Source organism: Selenomonas sputigena, from assembly GCF_026015965.1.
Classification (GTDB): domain Bacteria; phylum Bacillota; class Negativicutes; order Selenomonadales; family Selenomonadaceae; genus Selenomonas.
In genome coordinates this window covers 1,071,498-1,089,396 of sequence record NZ_CP110383.1, presented here as the reverse complement: position 1 = coordinate 1,089,396, position 17,899 = coordinate 1,071,498, and the positions used below count along the sequence as shown (strand labels likewise).

Annotated in this window: 14 protein-coding genes and 1 riboswitch; of the genes, 8 read left to right on the top strand and 6 right to left on the bottom strand. The window is 55.9% G+C overall.

The window, feature by feature from the left end; genetic code table 11:
• Positions 1-6: 6 nt before the first annotated feature.
• Complete coding sequence (locus OL236_RS05385) at positions 7-1,137, bottom strand: acyltransferase (protein ID WP_265071617.1); 1,131 nt, start codon at positions 1,135-1,137, stop codon at positions 7-9.
• Positions 1,138-1,363: 226 nt separating this feature from the next.
• Here OL236_RS05385 and murI point away from each other — a divergent pair, with 226 nt between their 5' ends.
• Genes murI through OL236_RS05365 form a run of 4 tightly spaced genes read left to right on the top strand, consistent with a single transcriptional unit; the run spans position 1,364 to position 3,629 of the window.
• Positions 1,364-2,152 carry a glutamate racemase gene (gene murI / locus OL236_RS05380; protein WP_265071791.1) on the top strand — a complete coding sequence of 263 codons (789 nt, stop codon included), beginning with the start codon at positions 1,364-1,366 and terminating at the stop codon, positions 2,150-2,152.
• A 34-nt stretch (positions 2,153-2,186) separates the two neighbouring features.
• A complete protein-coding gene (locus tag OL236_RS05375) occupies positions 2,187-2,579 on the top strand; it encodes a thioesterase family protein (protein ID WP_265071616.1) in 393 nt (130 codons plus the stop codon).
• A complete protein-coding gene (locus tag OL236_RS05370) occupies positions 2,576-3,328 on the top strand; it encodes an AzlC family ABC transporter permease (protein WP_265071615.1) in 753 nt (250 codons plus the stop codon). Before OL236_RS05375 ends, OL236_RS05370 begins: the two co-directional genes overlap by 4 nt.
• Complete coding sequence (locus tag OL236_RS05365) at positions 3,318-3,629, top strand: AzlD domain-containing protein (protein ID WP_265071614.1); 312 nt, start codon at positions 3,318-3,320, stop codon at positions 3,627-3,629. The genes OL236_RS05370 and OL236_RS05365 overlap by 11 nt, the downstream gene beginning before the upstream one ends.
• 57 nt (positions 3,630-3,686) lie before the next feature.
• Here the strand turns inward: OL236_RS05365 and OL236_RS05360 are convergent, their stop codons facing one another.
• From OL236_RS05360 to hypF, 4 genes are all read right to left on the bottom strand, one after another.
• Positions 3,687-4,541: a methyl-accepting chemotaxis protein gene (locus OL236_RS05360; protein WP_265071613.1), complete on the bottom strand. Its 855-nt coding sequence runs from the start codon at positions 4,539-4,541 to the stop codon at positions 3,687-3,689.
• Positions 4,542-4,644: 103 nt separating this feature from the next.
• A complete protein-coding gene (locus OL236_RS05355; protein ID WP_265071790.1) occupies positions 4,645-5,253 on the bottom strand; it encodes a methyl-accepting chemotaxis protein in 609 nt (202 codons plus the stop codon).
• Positions 5,254-5,708: 455 nt separating this feature from the next.
• Entirely contained in the window at positions 5,709-6,908 is a 1,200-nt protein-coding gene (hydF, locus tag OL236_RS05350) for a [FeFe] hydrogenase H-cluster maturation GTPase HydF (protein ID WP_265071612.1), read from the bottom strand.
• 28 nt (positions 6,909-6,936) lie between these two features.
• Positions 6,937-9,300 (bottom strand): carbamoyltransferase HypF, encoded by a 2,364-nt coding sequence (gene hypF, locus OL236_RS05345; RefSeq protein WP_265071611.1) that lies wholly within the window; start codon positions 9,298-9,300, stop codon positions 6,937-6,939.
• Positions 9,301-9,560: 260 nt separating this feature from the next.
• Here hypF and OL236_RS05340 point away from each other — a divergent pair, with 260 nt between their 5' ends.
• The gene (locus OL236_RS05340; protein WP_265071610.1) at positions 9,561-11,447 is read left to right on the top strand and encodes a glutamine synthetase; all 1,887 of its coding nucleotides are present in this window, start codon (positions 9,561-9,563) and stop codon (positions 11,445-11,447) included.
• A gap of 55 nt (positions 11,448-11,502) precedes the next feature.
• On the opposite strand, the gene OL236_RS05335 is transcribed toward OL236_RS05340, so the two are convergent.
• Positions 11,503-11,766, bottom strand: a complete 264-nt coding sequence (locus tag OL236_RS05335; protein ID WP_006193048.1) for a hypothetical protein — start codon at positions 11,764-11,766, stop codon at positions 11,503-11,505.
• 139 nt (positions 11,767-11,905) lie between these two features.
• A riboswitch (cobalamin riboswitch) is annotated at positions 11,906-12,080 on the top strand.
• 232 nt (positions 12,081-12,312) lie between these two features.
• Between OL236_RS05335 and OL236_RS05330 the strand changes: the two genes are divergently transcribed.
• From OL236_RS05330 to meaB, 3 genes are read left to right on the top strand one after another with little or no spacing between them, the layout of a single operon-like run.
• Positions 12,313-14,511 carry an acyl-CoA mutase large subunit family protein gene (locus OL236_RS05330; protein WP_265071609.1) on the top strand — a complete coding sequence of 733 codons (2,199 nt, stop codon included), beginning with the start codon at positions 12,313-12,315 and terminating at the stop codon, positions 14,509-14,511.
• Positions 14,511-16,706 carry a methylmalonyl-CoA mutase gene (gene scpA, locus OL236_RS05325; RefSeq protein ID WP_265071608.1) on the top strand — a complete coding sequence of 732 codons (2,196 nt, stop codon included), beginning with the start codon at positions 14,511-14,513 and terminating at the stop codon, positions 16,704-16,706. Before OL236_RS05330 ends, scpA begins: the two co-directional genes overlap by 1 nt.
• A 5-nt stretch (positions 16,707-16,711) precedes the next feature.
• Positions 16,712-17,896, top strand: coding sequence for a methylmalonyl Co-A mutase-associated GTPase MeaB (gene meaB / locus OL236_RS05320; RefSeq protein ID WP_006193052.1), 1,185 nt, complete (start codon positions 16,712-16,714; stop codon positions 17,894-17,896).
• Positions 17,897-17,899 lie beyond the last annotated feature (3 nt).

Here is a 17,899-nt window from a genome sequence, read left to right as displayed (position 1 = left end):
AAAGGCTTATTTTTTCTTTGAAGCGGCAATGCCTAAGGTGAGCATGTTCAGCATGGGGAATCTTTCTCCGATGGAGCGAGTGATTGCAGCCGCTGCGATGGAAAGGACGACAGTTGCGAGATAAAATGCGATTGCCTTGGGTGCTGTCATGATGATGCCGCGCCTTTCGAGCGCAAGCATCATGTAACCGATGAAGAGAGGGTGGACGAGGTAGGCGAAATACGAGTGCCTGCCTAGGAGAGAAAAGAGGGAGTTGAGTATCTGCGGATATCGCTGCTCGGTGAAAATCGTGAAGAAGAAGAGGGACGCAGCCAGGGTGTAGACGATACCGAGCGGACAAAGCTGATGCGCCGTGTTGATGGCATCCATCTGCGTGTAATTGCGGAAGGAGAGCAGAAAGTAATAATAGCTGAGCAGTCCTATGAGGGACACCGCGAAGAAGAGACAGATGCTCTTTCGCTCGTTGTGCATGAATGCCTTGAAAGCGTCGAAATGCATGGCGAGGTAGCCGCCGATGACGAAGATGAAGACGTAGTGGAGCACCCAATAATTGAGGCGATAGAGCAGGAAACTCTTGAGCACGGGATTTTCCATGCCGTAAACCATGGTATTGAAGGGGACATTGAAACTCGAAAAGTAGTCGAAGGCGACCTGCAGCGCGAAGAGGAGCAGAAGCCCTTTGCCGTTGATATGCTTTACTATGGAAATCCAAAGCGGCATGAGGAGATAGAACCAAATGAGGATTACGAGGAAGTAAAGCTGGTACTTGGCATTGCCGAAGAAAATGAGGGACGCGAGCGAGAGCGGCGCTGGAAAGCCGACGCCATAAAGCCAGCCGTCATGCAGGAGGTAGAAGAGAGACCAGACGAGATACGGCAGGACGACGGCACGCGAGCGCTTTTGCAGGAAGCGGCGATAGCTGAAGGGCTGATCCAAATCCATATTGTAAAAGATGCCGAAAGCGGAAATGAAGAAGAAGATGGGCACGCTGAAGCGTGTGGCAATCTCGAAGAGCGCTGTCAGATGTGCGTTGGATGCGGGATTCATCAAGTATTGTGAGCCGACATGGATGCCGATGACACCGAGCATGGAAATGCCGCGGATATATTCGATGGCGGCGAGATGTTGTTTTGCCATAGAGAAACCTCCTGCAGGGATTTTTGTGTGATGTGCTTTTTAAGGAGCGCTGATATAAGGAGCGCTGATAAATGAAGTCTCCCAGATCTGCTGTCCTCAAAGGTTACTATATATTTTTTCTTCCGTCTTGTAAAGGAAACAATGCTTGCGGTTGATTTTTCGCGGCAAACTCATTAGAATATGTAAGAGGCGGATTCTTGCGTATGGGAAGGGTGCATTGGACAACGTGAAAAAGGAGCAGCCCATCGGTGTTTTTGATTCAGGACTCGGCGGCATCAGCGTGCTGCGCGAACTTGTTTCCCTTTTGCCGAAGGAGGATTTCATTTATTTTGGCGATGCCGCCCATGCGCCTTATGGCGAGCGAACGGAGCGGGAGATTCGCGCCTTGACGACGGCGCAGATCGACCGCATGGCGGCAGAGGGGGTCAAAGCCGTCGTGCTTGCCTGTAATACGGCGACGAGTGCCGCCTGTGCGCCTTTGCGCCGAAGATACAGACAGATGCCGATCATCGGTATGGAGCCGGCGTTGAAGCCTGCAGTCTTGAGCGGTGAAAAGCCGCGCGTCGTCGTCATGGCGACGCATGCGACGCTCAGGCAGAAGAAGTTTGCGCGTCTCATGGAGCGATTCAAAGATGCAGGGGAGATCGTCAAGCTGCCGTGCCCTGAGATCGTGGAATTCGTCGAGCGCGGCGAGATTCGTTCGACAGCCCTGCGCGACTATCTGGAAGAACGGTTTTCGAGCGTATCGCAAGAGCCTATCGACTGCGTCGTCCTTGGCTGCACGCATTTTCCCTTTGTGCGCGAGGCGATTCAAGATGTCGTGGGTCAGGCCGTGCAGATTTTTGACGGTGCGGCGGGGACGGCTCGCGAACTCAAGCGTCGCCTGTTGGAAGCCGATGCTCTGCGGGAACGCGGCCAAAAAGGCGCGATCGAGTGGCTGAGCAGCAGCAACGATCCGAACTATGTCGAGCGCGCAAAGATGCTCTATGCGTTATGGGATTCAGACAATTCTTAGGATGTTGTGGAAATTTTTATAGGGGGAATTCATCATGGTGGAAACAAAGATCGAAGTGGGTATGAAACGCGAGGCCGCGGCAAAGGTGACGGAGGAGAACACCGCCATCGCGATGAAGAGCGGCTCTTTGCCCGTATTCGCCACACCTGCGATGACGGCTCTGATGGAGCAGGCGGCGGCGGAACTCGTTGACGAACTTGTGCCGTCCGATTGGACTTCGGTGGGCATTTCGCTCAATATCCGTCATAAGGCGGCGACGGCTCTGGGACGCAGTGTTCACGCCGAAGCGGAGGTCAAGAGCTTCGACGGACGTCAGGTTACATTTGCCGTCAAGGCCTTTGACGAGGCGGGGGAGATCGGTGAGGGGCTTCATGAACGCGTTCTTGTGAACCGCGAGAAGTTCATGAGCAAAGTGTCGGCGAAATGACGGGAGCGCCCATCGGCGAGAAAACGAATCGGCAGCTTTTCCGCGAAGGCATGCGCGACGGCACTCCGATTGCGCTCGGATACCTTGTCGTGAGCTTTACGCTCGGCATAACGGCGCATAATGCGGGTCTTGATGCTGTTGACGGCTTTGTTGTGAGCTTATTTAACCTTGCTTCGGCTGGAGAGTATGCGGCATTCACCGTCATCGCTGCGGACGCTCCGTATTGGGAGATGGCGGCGATCACGCTCGTGGCGAATGCGCGCTACATGCTCATGAGCTGCGTGCTCAGCCAGAAGTTTTCACCTGCGACGCCTTTTTATCACCGCTTGGGAGTAGGCTTCGGCATTACGGATGAGATCTTCGGCATATCGATTTCACGTCAAGGCTTCCTGCGGCCCGCTTACAATTATGGAGCGATGTCGCTCGCCGTACCCGTTTGGGCTTTGGGGACGTCACTCGGCATTGTGGCGGGCGACATCTTGCCGCCGTCCTTGCTCAGCGCATTGAGCGTGGCGCTCTACGGCATGTTCATCGCCATCATCATTCCGCCGGGGAAAGAGAATAAAGTGGTTCTTGCGCTTGTATTCATCAGCTTCGCCATGAGCTTCTTGGCGGCGACCCTGCCTTTTGTTTCGGAGCTTTCCGCATCGTCACGGACGATCGTTCTTACGGTGCTTCTTTCAAGTGCAGCGGCATGTCTCTTTCCTTTGCGGGAGACGGAGGAAGGGGAAATGATGGATGAAGCATGACGTTTTCCTTTACATCCTCGTCATGACTGCCGTGACACTCGCCATCCGCCTCGTGCCGCTGACGCTTCTGCGCCGCCCGATCAAGAGCCGTTTCCTGCGCTCTTTTCTCTACTATGTGCCTTATGTGACCTTGGCCGTCATGACCTTTCCTGCCATTGTCGACGCTACACAGATGCCGGCAGCAGGCGTGGCAGCTCTTTTGGTCGGCATTTCGCTCGCTTGGGTGGGCGCGAGCCTTTTTCAAGTTTCCGCTGCCTGCTGTGTTGTCGTTTTCCTGTTTGAACTTGTTCTCCTTAAATAAAAAAGAGCCGCACAATGCTTCTTGTATTTGGCATTGTGCGGCTCTTTTATTGTTGACTTATTTCTGCAGCCCGTTGACAAAGTTCTGCAGTTCCGTGATGATGTCACGCACGCGCGAGAGGTTGGCTGTGATTTCCTGCGTGGAAGCAGCCTGTTCTTCGCTGATTGCGCCCGTTGATTCGATGGATTTGGAGATTTCTGCGACGGATTTGTTCATTTCGGAAAGGGTTTCTTGAATTTTCTCTGTGGCTGTGCGGGACTGCTCAGCCAGTTTTCTGACCTCTTCAGCGACGACGGCGAAGCCTCTGCCTTGCTCGCCGGCGCGCGCGGCCTCGATGGCGGCGTTGAGGCCCAAGAGATTCGTTTGCTGGGCGATTTCGTTGATGAAGTCGATGACCTTGATGGTCTCCGCGTTTCGCTCCTGCAGCGTGCCTGCCTGTGAAACGGATTCCTGCCCCGTGCGGGCAAGCTCGCCTGCGCTGTTGGCGACTTGCTCGATGGACTGATATACGGTTTCCGTTGCATTGGCGATGCGGTCGATGTTTTCGGCAATTTTGTTCAACGTATCACTGATTTCGTAGCTGGAAGAAATGACGATGGGAACATCGCCGTTCGGCCCAGTAACAGGCGCGACCGTGACATGAATCGGCACGCCGTAGACGCTGGAATCGAGCGCCGAAGATGTCGTGCGGCGCTCGTTGAACGCCTGTTGTACGACGGCGACGCTGCGCACCGAGTCTCCGGGAGAGCTCTTAAGCTGCAAGTGTTTTGCAGGTGCGACGTCGAGAATGGCTTCGGGCGACGATATGACGAGCCGCGTATCGTCCGGCAGGATGGGATTCAGATAGGGCAGTACGAGTTTGAAGGCGTCGATGAGCTGTTCGTTCGTCTGGATATTTTCTGGCAGTGCCATAGGGATGTTCCTCCTCCATATCAGTCGTTTCTTGCATGAAACGGGGATTCTTTCATTAAAAGCGGCGCACAATGTCCAGGAAACGGATGTTTGTGCGTGTAGTTTATTTCAGTTCTTTGACGAAGCACTTGAGATCTTCGATGATGTCGCGCGCCCCTGCAAGGCTCGCCGTGATTTCTTCGGTTGAGGCGGCCTGCTCCTCACTGATGGCGCCGGTCGATTCGATGGATTTGGAGATTTCCATGACAGCCTTGTTCATTTCGGAAAGAGTCGCTTGAATCTTCTCTGTGGCCGTGCGCGACTGCTCTGCCATCTTTCGTACCTCTTCGGCGACGACGGCGAAGCCTTTTCCCTGCTCGCCTGCACGCGCCGCTTCGATGGCGGCATTGAGACCGAGGAGGTTCGTCTGCTGGGCGATACCGTTGATAAAGTCGATGACCTTGATCGTTTCCGCATTGCGTTCCTGCAGGATAGCGGCTTGAGAAACGGATTCCTGCCCGGATTTTGCAAGTTCGTTGGCACTTTCCGCGACCTGCTGAACGGAAGCGTGAATCGTCTGTACGGCAGATGATATGCGCTCGATGTTCTCAAGTACGGTTTCTGTGGCACTCGGACGGAAGCCGGCAGCGACGACGCCGATCGCCTCGCCGTTTATGCCGAAGATCGGCGCTCCGGCAGTGCGAAGTGCGACGCCGGCAACGGAGGCGGGCATTTCGGCGATCGATGGACGCTTGGTACGCATTGCGTCCTGAATTGCCGGATGTTCGAGCATGGAGTCGCCTACGTTCAGCGGGATGGAAAAACTCTTGGCGGGTACAAAGGCAAGGCATTTCGTTCCGTCCGAGAGAACGGAGGCGATATCGGCTTCCACCACTTCATTCAGATAGGGGAGCACAGCCTTGAAGGCGTTGATAATGTCTTCATTTGTCTTAATGGTTTCTGGCAAAGCCATGAAATATTCCTCCTCAAAGTTGGGGTACGGCTTCGTACTCTGTTTTGTCCCTTGTACTTGTACTTAGGTCAAAGGACGGATAAGCCTTCTCCTGAAAATGCTTTTCTGCTATTCTTTCTAGATAAAAAGAGAAATCCCTGCAAAAATATTAGGTAAATTATAAGGGAAATAAAGAAAAGCCTATCTTTTTCAAAAGTCAATAGGAAAGTCCTAGCCTATAATCTTTTTGCAAGATGCGGGAAAAGTCCCAAACTGCGCTGCAGGATACCGTGCAGATGAGCGATGAGCGTGCCGTAGTTCGTCATGGGCACGCCCTGATCCTTGGCACATTTCATGCGGTAGAGCATCTCGCGCTGATTGAGCATACAGCCGCCGCAATGGATGATGAGCTGATACTTCTGCAGATCCTCGGGGAAGGTCTGGCCGCTTGAGGTTTCAAAAAGCAGCTTCTTCTTTGTGTGCTCGGTGAGCCAATGCGGAATCTTGACCGTGCCGATGTCGTTGCATTGACGGTGATGCGTGCAGCCTTCGGAAATGAGTACGGTATCGCCGTCCGCGAGGCGAGGGAGAGCGGCGATGCCGTTTACGGCCTCAGAAAGAAAGCCTTTGTAACGCGCCATAAGGATGGAGAAGGAGGTCAGAGGGATGGACTTGGGTATGAAAGAAGCAGCTTTTTTGAAGATCTGACTGTCGCAGATAACGAGATCGGGCGCGTTCTTCAGGCTGTCAAGTGCAACGGAAATCTCCGTCTCCTGACAGACGAGCGGAAGGGCTCTTGCTTCCAAGATGTCCCGAATCGCTTGCTGCTGCGGCAGGATGAGCCGGCCTTTCGGCGCCGCCTTGTCCATGGGCGTGATGAGCAAGACGAGGGCGTGCGGAGAAATCAGATCGCGCACGAAAGCGCGAGGTTTTTCTTGCGGCGCAATCTGGCTCAAGCGTTCTTTCAGCTCGTTTATGCCGAGGTTTTTCATAGCGCTGACTTGGAGTATGCTTTCATTGCCGGCAGAGGAAGGATGCTTTTCGTCCTCGCATTTGTTGCAGACGATGAGATGGGGGATGTCCTTCTCGCGAAAAATCTGCATCAGTTCTTCGTCGACCGCTGTCATGCCTTCAGCGGCATCGAGGACGAGAACGGCGATATCCGTCTTGTTCAAGATGCGGCGCGTCCTCTTGACTCTGAGTTCGCCCAGGTCGCCCGTGTCGTCAAAGCCCGGCGTGTCAATGAGGAGGACGGGGCCGAGCGGAAGAAGTTCCATCGCTTTCGTTACAGGGTCGGTCGTCGTACCCTTTTCGGGGGAGACGACGGCGACTTCCTGTCCCGTGATGGCATTGATGAGGCTGGATTTCCCGGCATTGCGGCGGCCGAAAAAGCCGATGTGCAGGCGTTCGCCCGAGGGTGTATCGTTAAGTCCCATGAAAAGTTCCTTTCTATTCGTGACTGCTCTATTTGTCCTTCAGGCACTGCATGGCGAAGAGCGCCTGTCCGACGGCGATGCCGCCGTCATTCGACGGGATGATGCTGTGATGCAGGACATGAAACCCGTCTTTTTCCAAGGCGTTTTGTGTCAGGCGCAGCAGCAGGGTGTTTTGAAATACGCCGCCTGTCAGTGCCGCCGTGCTGCAGCCTGTCATTTCACGCGCGTTTTTGCAAGCGTCGCGGATGGCGGCGGCAAGTCCGCGATGAAAAGCGAGTGCTAGGAGGTCGCTTGACACATTTTGCAGGCGATATTGCAGCAGATGGCAGAATAAATCGTTTGAGGTCAGCAGGAAGCGACCGTCCGTAATCGTAATGGCGCTTTCTGCCGGCGGCGCTTGGAGCGTGCCGTCCGCTTTCCAGCGTGCGAGCAGCGCGTCCGCTTGTGCAGATTTTCCAGCCTTTTCGGCGGCTTCAGCCGCGAATTGCAGGTATATGGCGGCTTCCCCCTCATAGGTGGAGATGCGGCGGATGCCGAGCAAGGCGCTGACGGCATCGAAGAGCCGCCCCGCGCTCGTCGAAATCGTCGTATGCAAGCCATTCTCCAGTTGGAAGATGACGGAGGCAGCTTCTTTTTCTGTCGCAAGGCCGAGTTTTTTGCTGTGGAGGAGGGCATTCTCCCTGCCGCAGTAAAGATGGAGCAAGGAAACAGCAAGACGCCAGCCTTCTCGCGCGGCGAGGTCGCCGCCTGCATGGAAGAAGGGCGCAAGGGAGGCGAGCCTTTGAAAATCACGCGTTGTAGCGAGCATGATTTCGCCGCCCCAGATCGTTCCGTCCGTACCGTAGCCTGTGCCGTCGAGACTCACGCCGATGACGGGGGAGAGGTGATCGTTCTCCGCCATGACGGAGAGCACATGCGCGTGGTGGTGCTGCACCTTGAAGATGGGAAGTCCCAAGGTTTCGGCGAAGCGGCTCGTTTCGTAGCGCGGATGAAGGTCGGCGGCGACGGCGACGGGAGTGATGGCGAGCAGACGCTCCATGCGCGGCAGGGCTTGGCGCAGAGCTCGGAGGGTGCGCAGATCGCTCATATCGCCGAGATAGGGCGAGGGGTAGAAGAGTGAATTCTTGGCAAGGCAGAAAGTGTTCTTGAGTTCGCCGCCAATGCCGAGAACCGAGCCTTGGAAATCGGCAGAGAGCATCAAGGGAAGCGGTGCGTAGCCGCGGCTGCGTCGAATCATATAAGGCGCACCGTCGTAGAAATCCATGACGCTGTCATCGGCGCGCAGACGAATCTCGCGGTCGTGCGAGAGGATGAGGTCGGCGATGGAAGAAAGCGCGTCGAGTGCGTCCTCGTCCGTACGACAGATCGGCGCTCCCGAAGGGTTGCCGCTCGTCATGACGAGGCAATCTGTGAAATCAGCGAGTTCGTCGGGCAAGGAAAAGAGCAGAAGGTGCAGCGGCGTGTAGGGCAGCATGACGCCGAGGGAGGGCATTGCGGGTGCGACGCTCGCAGCGATTTTTCCGCTGCCGCTTTTTTCCAGCAGTACGATGGGCTTTTGGTGATTGTCGAGGTGCGCTTTCTGTGCGTCGCTGAGGCGGCACTCGCGCCGCACGGCGTCGAGGCCGCGCAGCATGACGGCGAAGGGCTTCTGCGGGCGGCTTTTGCGCTCGCGCAGCCGCTGCACGGCCGCCTCATTTCTTGCGTCACAAGCGAGGTGAAAGCCGCCGATGCCCTTGACGGCGACGATGCCGCCCTCCTGCAGCACATGCCTTGCACGTGTGATTGCAGCATGGTCGCGCTCTTTACATCCCAAGAGATAGACGTGCGGCCCGCAGTCGTTGCAGCATACGGGCTGCGCGTCGTAGCGGCGCGTTTCGGCATGGGTGTATTCGTAATGGCACGCCGGGCACATGGGGAACGCTCCCATGCTCGTACGCTCGCGGTCGTAGGGCATGGCGTCGAGGATCGTGAGCCTGGGACCGCAAGAGGTGCAGTTGATGAACGGATGGAGGTAGCGGCGGTCGTTTTTGTCGAAAAGTTCGGTCTGACACTTGGGACAGATGGCGATGTCGGGTGAAACAAATACGTCGCCGCTCTCGTGGGCGCTTTCGATGATCTGGAAATCGTGAAACAAAGGGGCTTTTTCCGTAGAATCTTGCAGGATTTTCAGTATGACTGCGCGTTCGGGCGGCTCTTTTTCCAATTTTTTGCGAAAATCTTGCAGAGCGTCTTTCGTGCCTTGGGCGCGAACTTCTACATAGGAGCCCTTGTTGCAGACGTCTCCCGTGATGCCGAGTGCATTTGCCGTGCGGCTGACGAAGGGGCGAAATCCGACGCCCTGCACGATGCCGAAGATTTTGAATCGACTGGTTTGCAAAACTTTTTTTGCCATGCGGATGCTGCCTTTCCTTGAGAGGTGTCTTTCAGCGATTATACCACGCCGGCGGAAAAAGTTCCTGCTTTTGGCAGAATTTTGCTGGACAGAAGGAGAAGGAGGTGCTATGATAGTCGCATGGATAAGTATGTTGGCAGCGTTGCCGTATAGCTTTGTTTTCCGCGCATGTACGGGAAAGCTTTGCTGTGCGGTTTTTTTGTGCCGCTGTTGTTGCAGCGAATGGAATGTCTGCCCACGAAAGGAAAAGGATGGTTGAAATGGAAGACTTGTTGTATGTGATTCCAGCAAATTCCTCGAAGAAAGAAATTGTTCGTCTCTTGGAGGCGCATCCGGAGATAAAGTTTGTTTCTCTCGTCGGCATCGATCTCGCAGGCAATGATACCGATGAAAAGATACCGATGCGCATCTTCCTCAAGGATATGGATGATTTCTACAATGGCACGGCGGTGCAGACGGACGGTTCTTCGGTCGTGCTGACGGGCATTGCCATCTTGAACAACGCGAAGGTCGACATGCCAATCGATCCGGAAGCGAACTGGTTCATTGATTACAATCTTGAGCATTTCGATGAGGAAACGGGCAAGCCCATCGGCACGCTGCGCATCCCGTCCTTTCTCATCCATGACGGCAAGCGCGTCGATTCGCGTGCCATCTTGAAGGATACGCTGGTCTACTTGAAAAAGGAACTCTTGCAGATGTTCAAGGAGCATCCGCACGTTTCGGGTCTTGAGCACATCGACGGCTCGAAGATTGTCGATTTCCAGTTCACTTCGGCGACCGAGCTGGAGTTCTGGGTCAAGACGCCTCTCGAAGAGACGAACGTGGAGGAACTTTCGGCTTCTCAGGTCATGCAGGAGCAGTATTGGCAGCGTACGCACGGCGCTGTGCGCACGGCGTTGGAGCAGGCGGTCATGCTGCTCGATCGCTACGGACTGCAGGTTGAGATGGGGCACAAGGAGGTCGGCGGTCTCAAGGCGCAGATTGACGAGTCGGGCAAGATGACGCATGTGTGCGAGCAGATCGAGATCGACTGGCGCTTTTCTGACGCCCTGCAGGCGGCGGACAATGAACTGATCGTGCGCACGATGGTGCGCGAGGTCTTCCGTGAGAACGGCCTGGAGGTGAACTTCAAGGCGAAGCCGATGATCGGCCTTGCGGGCAACGGCGAGCATACGCATTTCTGCATCGCCGCCGTCATGGAAGACGGCAAGGTGCACAATCTCTTCACGCCGCAGGATATGACGAAGGACTACCTGAGTGCCGTCGGTTATGGCGCGATCATGGGGCTCTTGAAGAATTATGAGGTCATCAATCCCTTCGTGTCGGCGACGAACGATTCGCTCAACCGCTTGAAGCCCGGCTTTGAAGCGCCCGTCTGCATCGTCACGTCGCTCGGCTATACGCCGGAAATTCCGTCGCGCAACCGCACGATACTTGCAGGATTGATTCGCGATTTGGCGAATCCTTATGCGACGCGCTTCGAACTGCGCGCCTGCAATCCGTATTCCAATATATACCTTGTTTTGGCTGCAGTCTATTCTGCAGTGCTTGACGGTGTGAAGACCTCGATTCACCATACGACGGAGGAACTTCTGGCAGAACTTTCCAAGGAAGCGGGGAAGGAAGGCTTTTATCTTGAAAAGGATCGCGCTTATCGCAGCGAGGTCGATGTCTTCGAGGATTACACCGAAAAGGAAAGAAATCGCCTCTTCGGCGCACCGCCGGCGACGGTTTGGGAAAATATGCAGGGGTTTGAGAATCATCCCGAGAAGGTCGCCGCCATCACGGTGGGCGGCGCTCTGCGTCCGCAGATCATCGAGGCGTTCAAGGCGGGCGCTCTCCTGCGCTGGAAGACGGAACTCATCAGCCGCATCATTCCCGAGAACCGCGACATCGTGCGCAAGGCAAAGGAAGTGCAGGCGACCTTCGTGACAGATCAGGACTCCTACAACTGGAACAAGATCAACGGCATTCGCTCGTATCTCGCGAAGGACAGCATCGACGAAAAATCTCTGTTCACGCTTCTCATCAAGGCCTTGCACGAAGGCGATTACGCCGTGGCGTCGGGTCTGCAGGTAGAGATGTATGACAAGATCGAGGAACTCAAGGCGCTTTATGACGCCTATATCAAGAATATGATCTGACAGCTTGCCGCCAAAAAGCGCCTTCGCGGGCGCTTTTTGGCGGCAATTGCGTTTCTTAATAAATATGGTACGTCTTCCAGGGAATCTGCTCGACCTTGACCGTCTTTAGAAAATCGACGATGTCCTTTCTGCCATAGTAGCGCGGATTGCCGTCCTTGTCCTGCGACATCAGGATGATGGGCATGTTGCGGAAGAAGGGGGCGATCTCATTGCGGAACGATACGGCGCGAGCCGTGTACTGCGTGACGTGGGGCTTGACGACGACGATGGCGAAGGTCACGCCCTGCTCGATGATGACGGATCCATGAACTTTGATCATGCTGTGTCTCCTTGTGCAATTTTGAAGAATCGTAGAAAATCGTAGAAAATCTATGCAGAATCAAACCATATTTTTATTGTAAAAGACTTCGGGAGTATTGACAATCCCCAATAAACAGAGTTAATATAAAGATGAAAACAACATATTGTTGGAGACAGGCGTCGCAAGACTTAATAGGGAATTCGGTAGAAGCCGGAGCGGTCCCGCCACTGTAAGAGGAGTCCTTCATAAAAGGCCACTGGAGAAATCTCTGGGAAGGCATGATCGGACGATGAATCTGAGCCAGGAGAACTGCCTGTTTTGACATCACCGTCAGCGCGATTTGCGCTGGTACCTGCGAGCGATGGGTAGGGGATTTTGTCATTTCACGGCAGGCTCTCCGGCGCAGATTTGCACCGGATTTTTTATTGGAAAATGCACTTTGCACGGACATGATGTGCAGAAGAGATTTCCTGCAAGCCTGTTCACGAAAATGACGAAGCCGCCCTCGACTGCAGGGTGGCTTTTTGTTGTATTCCGTATTATTTCAAGGGAGGCTGTGGAAATATGAGCAATGAGACAAAGGGTCAGGACGAGAATCTTGACCTGCAGGCCATCTTGAAGAAGGCCGAACAGCAAACGAGTTTCCCCGATGTGCCGCTCGACGAATTCGAACCGCCGACGTATGACGAGTGGAAAGAGGCATGCGTCGCACTCTTGAAGGGGGCGCCCTTCGAGAAAAAGATGTTCACGAAAACGTACGAGGGCATCACATTCGAGCCGATGTACACCCACAAGATGACGGACGAGATCCTGCCGAGGACGGACTTTCCCGGCATGGACAACTTCCTGCGCGGTGTGCGTCCGAACGGCTATATCGAACAGCCTTGGGGCATCGCGCAGTCGTGCGACGAGACGCTGCCCGAGGAGAACAACGAACTCTTGCACCGCGAAGTGGACAAGGGTTCGACCATCTACAACATCCGCCTCGATTCGGCAACGCTCCTCAACAAGGATGCCAAGGATGCTGAAAAAATCGGCGATGAAGGCTGCAATATTACGACGGTTGAGGATATGCACACGACGCTCAACGGCTTGAAGCTCGACCAGCATCCGCTCTACATCTATGCGGGCGCGTCGTCCCTGCCGATGCTGTCTCTCGTCGCTGCGTCCGTCAAGTCTGACGGCGGTGACCTCGCAAAGCTCGGCGGCTTCGTGGGAGCAGACCCCTTGGGCGAGTTGATTCAGCGCGGCGAGAATTACGCTTCGCTGCCACAGCTCTATGATGAGATGGCGGAGGCTGCTCTCTGGGCAAAGCAGTATGCGCCGAATCTCAAGACGATCATGGTGCGCAGCGATGCCGTTTCGCGCGGCGGCGCCAACGATGTGCAGGAAGTCGCCTCGACGCTCGCCGTCGGCGTCGCGTACTTGCGTGCCCTCATGGAGCGCGGACTTACGGTCGACGAGGCGGCAGAGCAGATGATGTTCGGCTTCTCGATGGGCGCGAACTTCTTCCTGCAGATTGCGAAGCTTCGTGCGGTTCGCCCGATTTGGGCGCAGATCGTCAAGGCGTTCGGCGGCGGAGAAGAGGCGCAGCGCATCCACGTACATGCACGTCCCGCACTGTTTTTCAAGACGGTTTACGATCCTTACGTCAACATGCTGCGCAACACGACGGAGATCTTCTCCGGTGTCGTCGGCGGACTTGACTCCTTTGAGAACGCTCCGTTCGATGAGCCGATTCGCAAGGGTGATGAGTTCTCGCGCCGCATCGCGCGCAATGTGCAGATCATGCTGCAGGAAGAATTCGGCCTTATGCAGCCGATTGATCCAGCGGGCGGCTCTTGGGCAGTTGAGACGCTGACGAAAGAAATTCAGGAAAAGATTTGGGCAGAATTCCAGACGATCGAGGGCAAGGGCGGTATCGTCAAGGCTCTCGAAGTCGGCTATGTGCAGGAAGAAGTCGCAAAGACGCTTGAAGATCGCTTCAAGAAGCTCGAACTGCGCAGAGATCGCATCGTCGGCAACAATATGTATCCGAATATGACGGAGAAACTGCTCGATCCGCGCACAGAGGATGTGGCGGAACTTCTGGAAAAGCGCAAGAAGGATGTCGAAGCCTATCTCGCCGATGTGGACGAGACATTCAAAAAGGAGTGCCTCACGGCATTGAAGAGTGCGGGCAAGGGCGAGAAGGCGGAGGCTGCTGTCAAGGCGGCGAAGGCCGGTGCGACGATTGCGGAGCTTCGCGAGGCCTTGCAGACGGGCGAGGCAGCCGAGAAGATCACGGCAATTGGAGCGCACCGCTGGAGCGAGCGCTATGAAGCTCTGCGCCGCATCACCGAGGAGTATAGGGACAGCCACGACGGCGATAACGTGAAGATCTTCCTCGCGAATATGGGCCCCATTCCGCAGCACAAGGCGCGTGCCGATTTCTCGACGAGCTTCCTGCAGGTCGGAGCCTTTGAAGTGCTGTTGAACGACGGCTTCAAGACGACGGACGAAGCGGCTGCCGCCGCGAAGGAATCGGGTGCTGACGCTGTCGTCATCTGCTCGACCGATCCGACGTATCCGGAAATTGTGCCCGAGCTCGCGCCGAAACTGCGCGCGGCATTGCCTGCGGCTACGATCTTCCTCGCGGGCGCTGCGCCGAAGGATTTGGAGCCAATTTATCGCGAAGCGGGCGTGGATGACTTCATTTCCGTGCGTGCCAACTGCTACAAGACACTGCAGATGCTGCAGAAGAAGAAAGGAATGATTCAGTGATGGCACAGAACCCTGATTTCACGAAAATCAACCTTGAGGATGCGCCTGCTCATAAAGAGGCGGATTGGCGCAAACGCTTGGAAGCTTCGACGGGCATGAGCTATGACTCGCTGATGGAGAGTACGATGGAGAAGATTCCCATCAAGCCTTTCTACAATCACGATGAATACGATCATATGAACCACTTGGAGTTTGCGAGCGGCATCCCGCCGTGCCTCAGAGGACCGTACTCGACGATGTACGTTTTCCGTCCGTGGACGGTGCGTCAGTACGCAGGCTTCTCGACGGCGGAGGAATCGAACGCCTTCTACCGCAGAAACCTTGCGGCCGGTCAGAAGGGTCTTTCCATCGCCTTCGATCTGCCGACGCATCGCGGCTACGACGCCGACAATCCGCGCGTCATCGGTGACGTTGGCAAGGCGGGCGTCTCGGTTTGCTCAATGCTCGACATGAACATCCTCTTCTCGGGCATTCCGCTCGATCAGATGTCGGTTTCCATGACGATGAACGGTGCCGTTCTGCCGATTCTCGCCTTCTTCATTCAGTCAGGCGTCGAGCAGGGCGTTGACAAGAAGATCATGGCGGGTACGATTCAGAACGACATCCTCAAAGAATTCATGGTGCGCAACACGTACATCTATCCGCCGGATATGTCGATGCGCATCATTGGCGATATCTTCGAGTACACGACGAAGTATATGCCGAAGTTCAACAGCATCTCCATTTCGGGCTACCACATGCAGGAGGCTGGCGCAACGGCGGACATTGAGCTTGGCTACACGCTTGCCGACGGCCTCGAATACATCCGTACGGGCATCAAGGCGGGACTTCCGATCGACGCCTTCGCAAAGCGTCTGTCGTTCTTCTGGGCAATCGGCAAGAACTACTTCATGGAAATCGCCAAGATGCGTGCGGCGCGCGTCCTCTGGGCGAAGATCGTCAAGTCGTTCGGCGCGGAAAATCCCAAATCCATGGCGCTTCGCACGCATTCGCAGACTTCGGGCTGGTCGCTCACGGCGCAGGATCCGTTCAACAACATCGCGCGCACGGCGATGGAAGCGATGGGCGCGGCTCTTGGGCACACGCAGTCGTTGCATACGAACGCTCTCGACGAGGCCATCGCTCTGCCGACGGATTTCTCGGCTCGCATCGCGCGCAATACGCAGCTCTACATTCAGGATGAGACGAGCGTATGCAAGATCATCGACCCGTGGGGCGGCTCCTACTACGTCGAAGCCCTTACGAACGAGATCATTCGCCGCGCTTGGGCGCATATTCAGGAAGTCGAATCCCTCGGCGGCATGGCGAAGGCGATTCCGACGGGGCTGCCGAAGATGCGCATCGAAGAGGCTGCAGCGCGTCGTCAGGCGAGAATCGATTCGGGCAACGAGACGATTGTCGGCCTGAACAAGTACCGCTTGGAGAAAGAAGATCCGCTGGAAATCCTCGCGATCGACAACACCGCTGTGCGTCAGGCTCAGGTCGAGCGCCTCGAAAAACTGCGTGCCAACCGCAACGAGGACGACGTGCGCGCCGCCTTGGAAGCCATCACGAAGGCTGCCGAGACGCGCGACAACGGCAATCTCTTGGAATGCGCGGTCGAAGCGGCGCGCGTGCGCTGCTCGCTCGGCGAGATTTCGGATGCCGTGGAAAAGGTTTCGGGTCGCTATCAGGCCGTCATCCATACGATTTCGGGCGTCTACTCTTCAGAGTTTACGGACAAGACGGAGCTGGACAAGGCGCGTGCGCTTGCCGATGATTTTGAAAAGCTCACGGGTCGCCGGCCGCGTATCTTTGTCGCCAAGATGGGGCAGGACGGTCACGATCGCGGACAGAAGGTCATCGCCTCCTCCTTCGCTGACATGGGCTGGGACGTCGACGTCGGACCTCTGTTCCAGACGCCGGATGAGACGGCGCAGGATGCCGTCGATAACGACGTTCACATGGTTGGCTTCAGTTCGCTGGCTGCCGGTCACAACACGCTCCTGCCGGCTCTTGTGGAAGAACTCAAGAAGCTTGGGCGCGAGGACATCATGGTCTGCATTGGCGGCGTCATCCCCGTGCAGGACTATGACCACCTCTACAAGAGCGGCGCGGTCGCCATCTTCGCTCCGGGAACGAACATCCCCGAGGCGGGCGTCAAACTCCTGAAACTCTTGATTGGACGTGCAAAGGAAGAAATGGCTGCGGGGTAACGACCATGGCGAAATACACGAACACGAAGCCGGACTGGGTGCCGGAGAATGCGGACAAGAATTTTGCCACGAGCGTCATGAGCGGCATTGACGGCATCAAGGATCTGACGGTTGGCAACATCAACCCTGATCTTGGAAAGACGGGTTTCCGAAGGAATCGCATGATTCTTGATGTGGAAGACTATGTGAAAGGCGTGGCCGCGGGGGATCGCATGATCCTCTCGCGCGCCATCACGCTCATTGAAAGCAACAGCCCGCGTCATTTCCCGAAGGCGCAGAGGGTGCTGCAGGATCTCCTTCCCCATACGGGGAAGGCTCTGCGCATCGGCATCACAGGCGTCCCGGGAGCGGGCAAGAGCACGATGATCGAGGCTTTTGGCAACATGCTCTGCGACATGGGGCATCGCGTCGCCGTCCTGACGGTCGATCCGACAAGCTCGGTGACGAAAGGCTCGATTCTTGGAGACAAGACGCGCATGGGCACGCTTTCGCGCAGGGAAGAGGCATTCATTCGCCCGTCACCTGCCGGAGGCACTTTGGGCGGTGTCGCGAGGAAGAGCCGTGAGACAATGCTTCTCTGCGAGGCGGCCGGCTATGATGTCATCCTCATCGAAACCGTCGGCGTCGGACAGTCGGAAACGACGGTTCGCTCGATGGTCGACTTCTTCCTGCTCGTCGTTCTGACGGGGGCAGGAGATGAGCTGCAAGGCATCAAGAAGGGCATCATGGAACTGGCGGACGCCATCGTCATCAACAAGGCAGACGGAGACAATCGCACGAAAGCTCAGGTCGCACGCGGCGAGTACGAGCGTATGATCGAGTACATTCGTCCCGCGACGCCGGGCTGGCAGACGCATGCCTACCTCGTTTCTGCCTTGGAAAAGACGGGATTGAAAGAGCTTTGGGATGTCATTCGCATCTTTGAGAGCACGACGAAGGAGAATGGTGCTTTCCGAAAGCGTCGTGAAAGTCAGCTGCTCGACTGGATGAACAGCATGATCGACGAGCACCTGCACAACCTCTTCTTTGACGATCCTGTGATTCTGGGGCGTATGCCGGAAGTGCGCGATGCCGTGCTCAAGGGGACGGTGTCCCCCTCGCAGGGTGTGGCGGAGCTTATCCATGTCTTCGACATACATCGTGCTTCGGATCGCCATGTCGATCTTCTGCATCCCCATGAGGAGGGATGATCC

Excerpts from the sequence above, each read along its gene's own strand:
- OL236_RS05355 (WP_265071790.1), bottom strand. The coding sequence starts at position 5,253 with ATGCCCGCCTCCGTTGCCGGCGTCGCACTTCGCACTGCCGGAGCGCCG.
- scpA (WP_265071608.1), top strand. The coding sequence starts at position 14,511 with ATGGCACAGAACCCTGATTTCACGAAAATCAACCTTGAGGATGCGCCT.
- OL236_RS05360 (WP_265071613.1), bottom strand. The coding sequence starts at position 4,541 with ATGGCACTGCCAGAAAATATCCAGACGAACGAACAGCTCATCGACGCC.
- OL236_RS05365 (WP_265071614.1), top strand. The coding sequence starts at position 3,318 with ATGAAGCATGACGTTTTCCTTTACATCCTCGTCATGACTGCCGTGACA.
- OL236_RS05370 (WP_265071615.1), top strand. The coding sequence starts at position 2,576 with ATGACGGGAGCGCCCATCGGCGAGAAAACGAATCGGCAGCTTTTCCGC.
- meaB (WP_006193052.1), top strand. The coding sequence starts at position 16,712 with ATGGCGAAATACACGAACACGAAGCCGGACTGGGTGCCGGAGAATGCG.
- hypF (WP_265071611.1), bottom strand. The coding sequence starts at position 9,300 with ATGGCAAAAAAAGTTTTGCAAACCAGTCGATTCAAAATCTTCGGCATC.
- OL236_RS05335 (WP_006193048.1), bottom strand. The coding sequence starts at position 11,766 with ATGATCAAAGTTCATGGATCCGTCATCATCGAGCAGGGCGTGACCTTC.
- OL236_RS05330 (WP_265071609.1), top strand. The coding sequence starts at position 12,313 with ATGAGCAATGAGACAAAGGGTCAGGACGAGAATCTTGACCTGCAGGCC.
- OL236_RS05340 (WP_265071610.1), top strand. The coding sequence starts at position 9,561 with ATGGAAGACTTGTTGTATGTGATTCCAGCAAATTCCTCGAAGAAAGAA.
- OL236_RS05375 (WP_265071616.1), top strand. The coding sequence starts at position 2,187 with ATGGTGGAAACAAAGATCGAAGTGGGTATGAAACGCGAGGCCGCGGCA.
- hydF (WP_265071612.1), bottom strand. The coding sequence starts at position 6,908 with ATGGGACTTAACGATACACCCTCGGGCGAACGCCTGCACATCGGCTTT.
- OL236_RS05385 (WP_265071617.1), bottom strand. The coding sequence starts at position 1,137 with ATGGCAAAACAACATCTCGCCGCCATCGAATATATCCGCGGCATTTCC.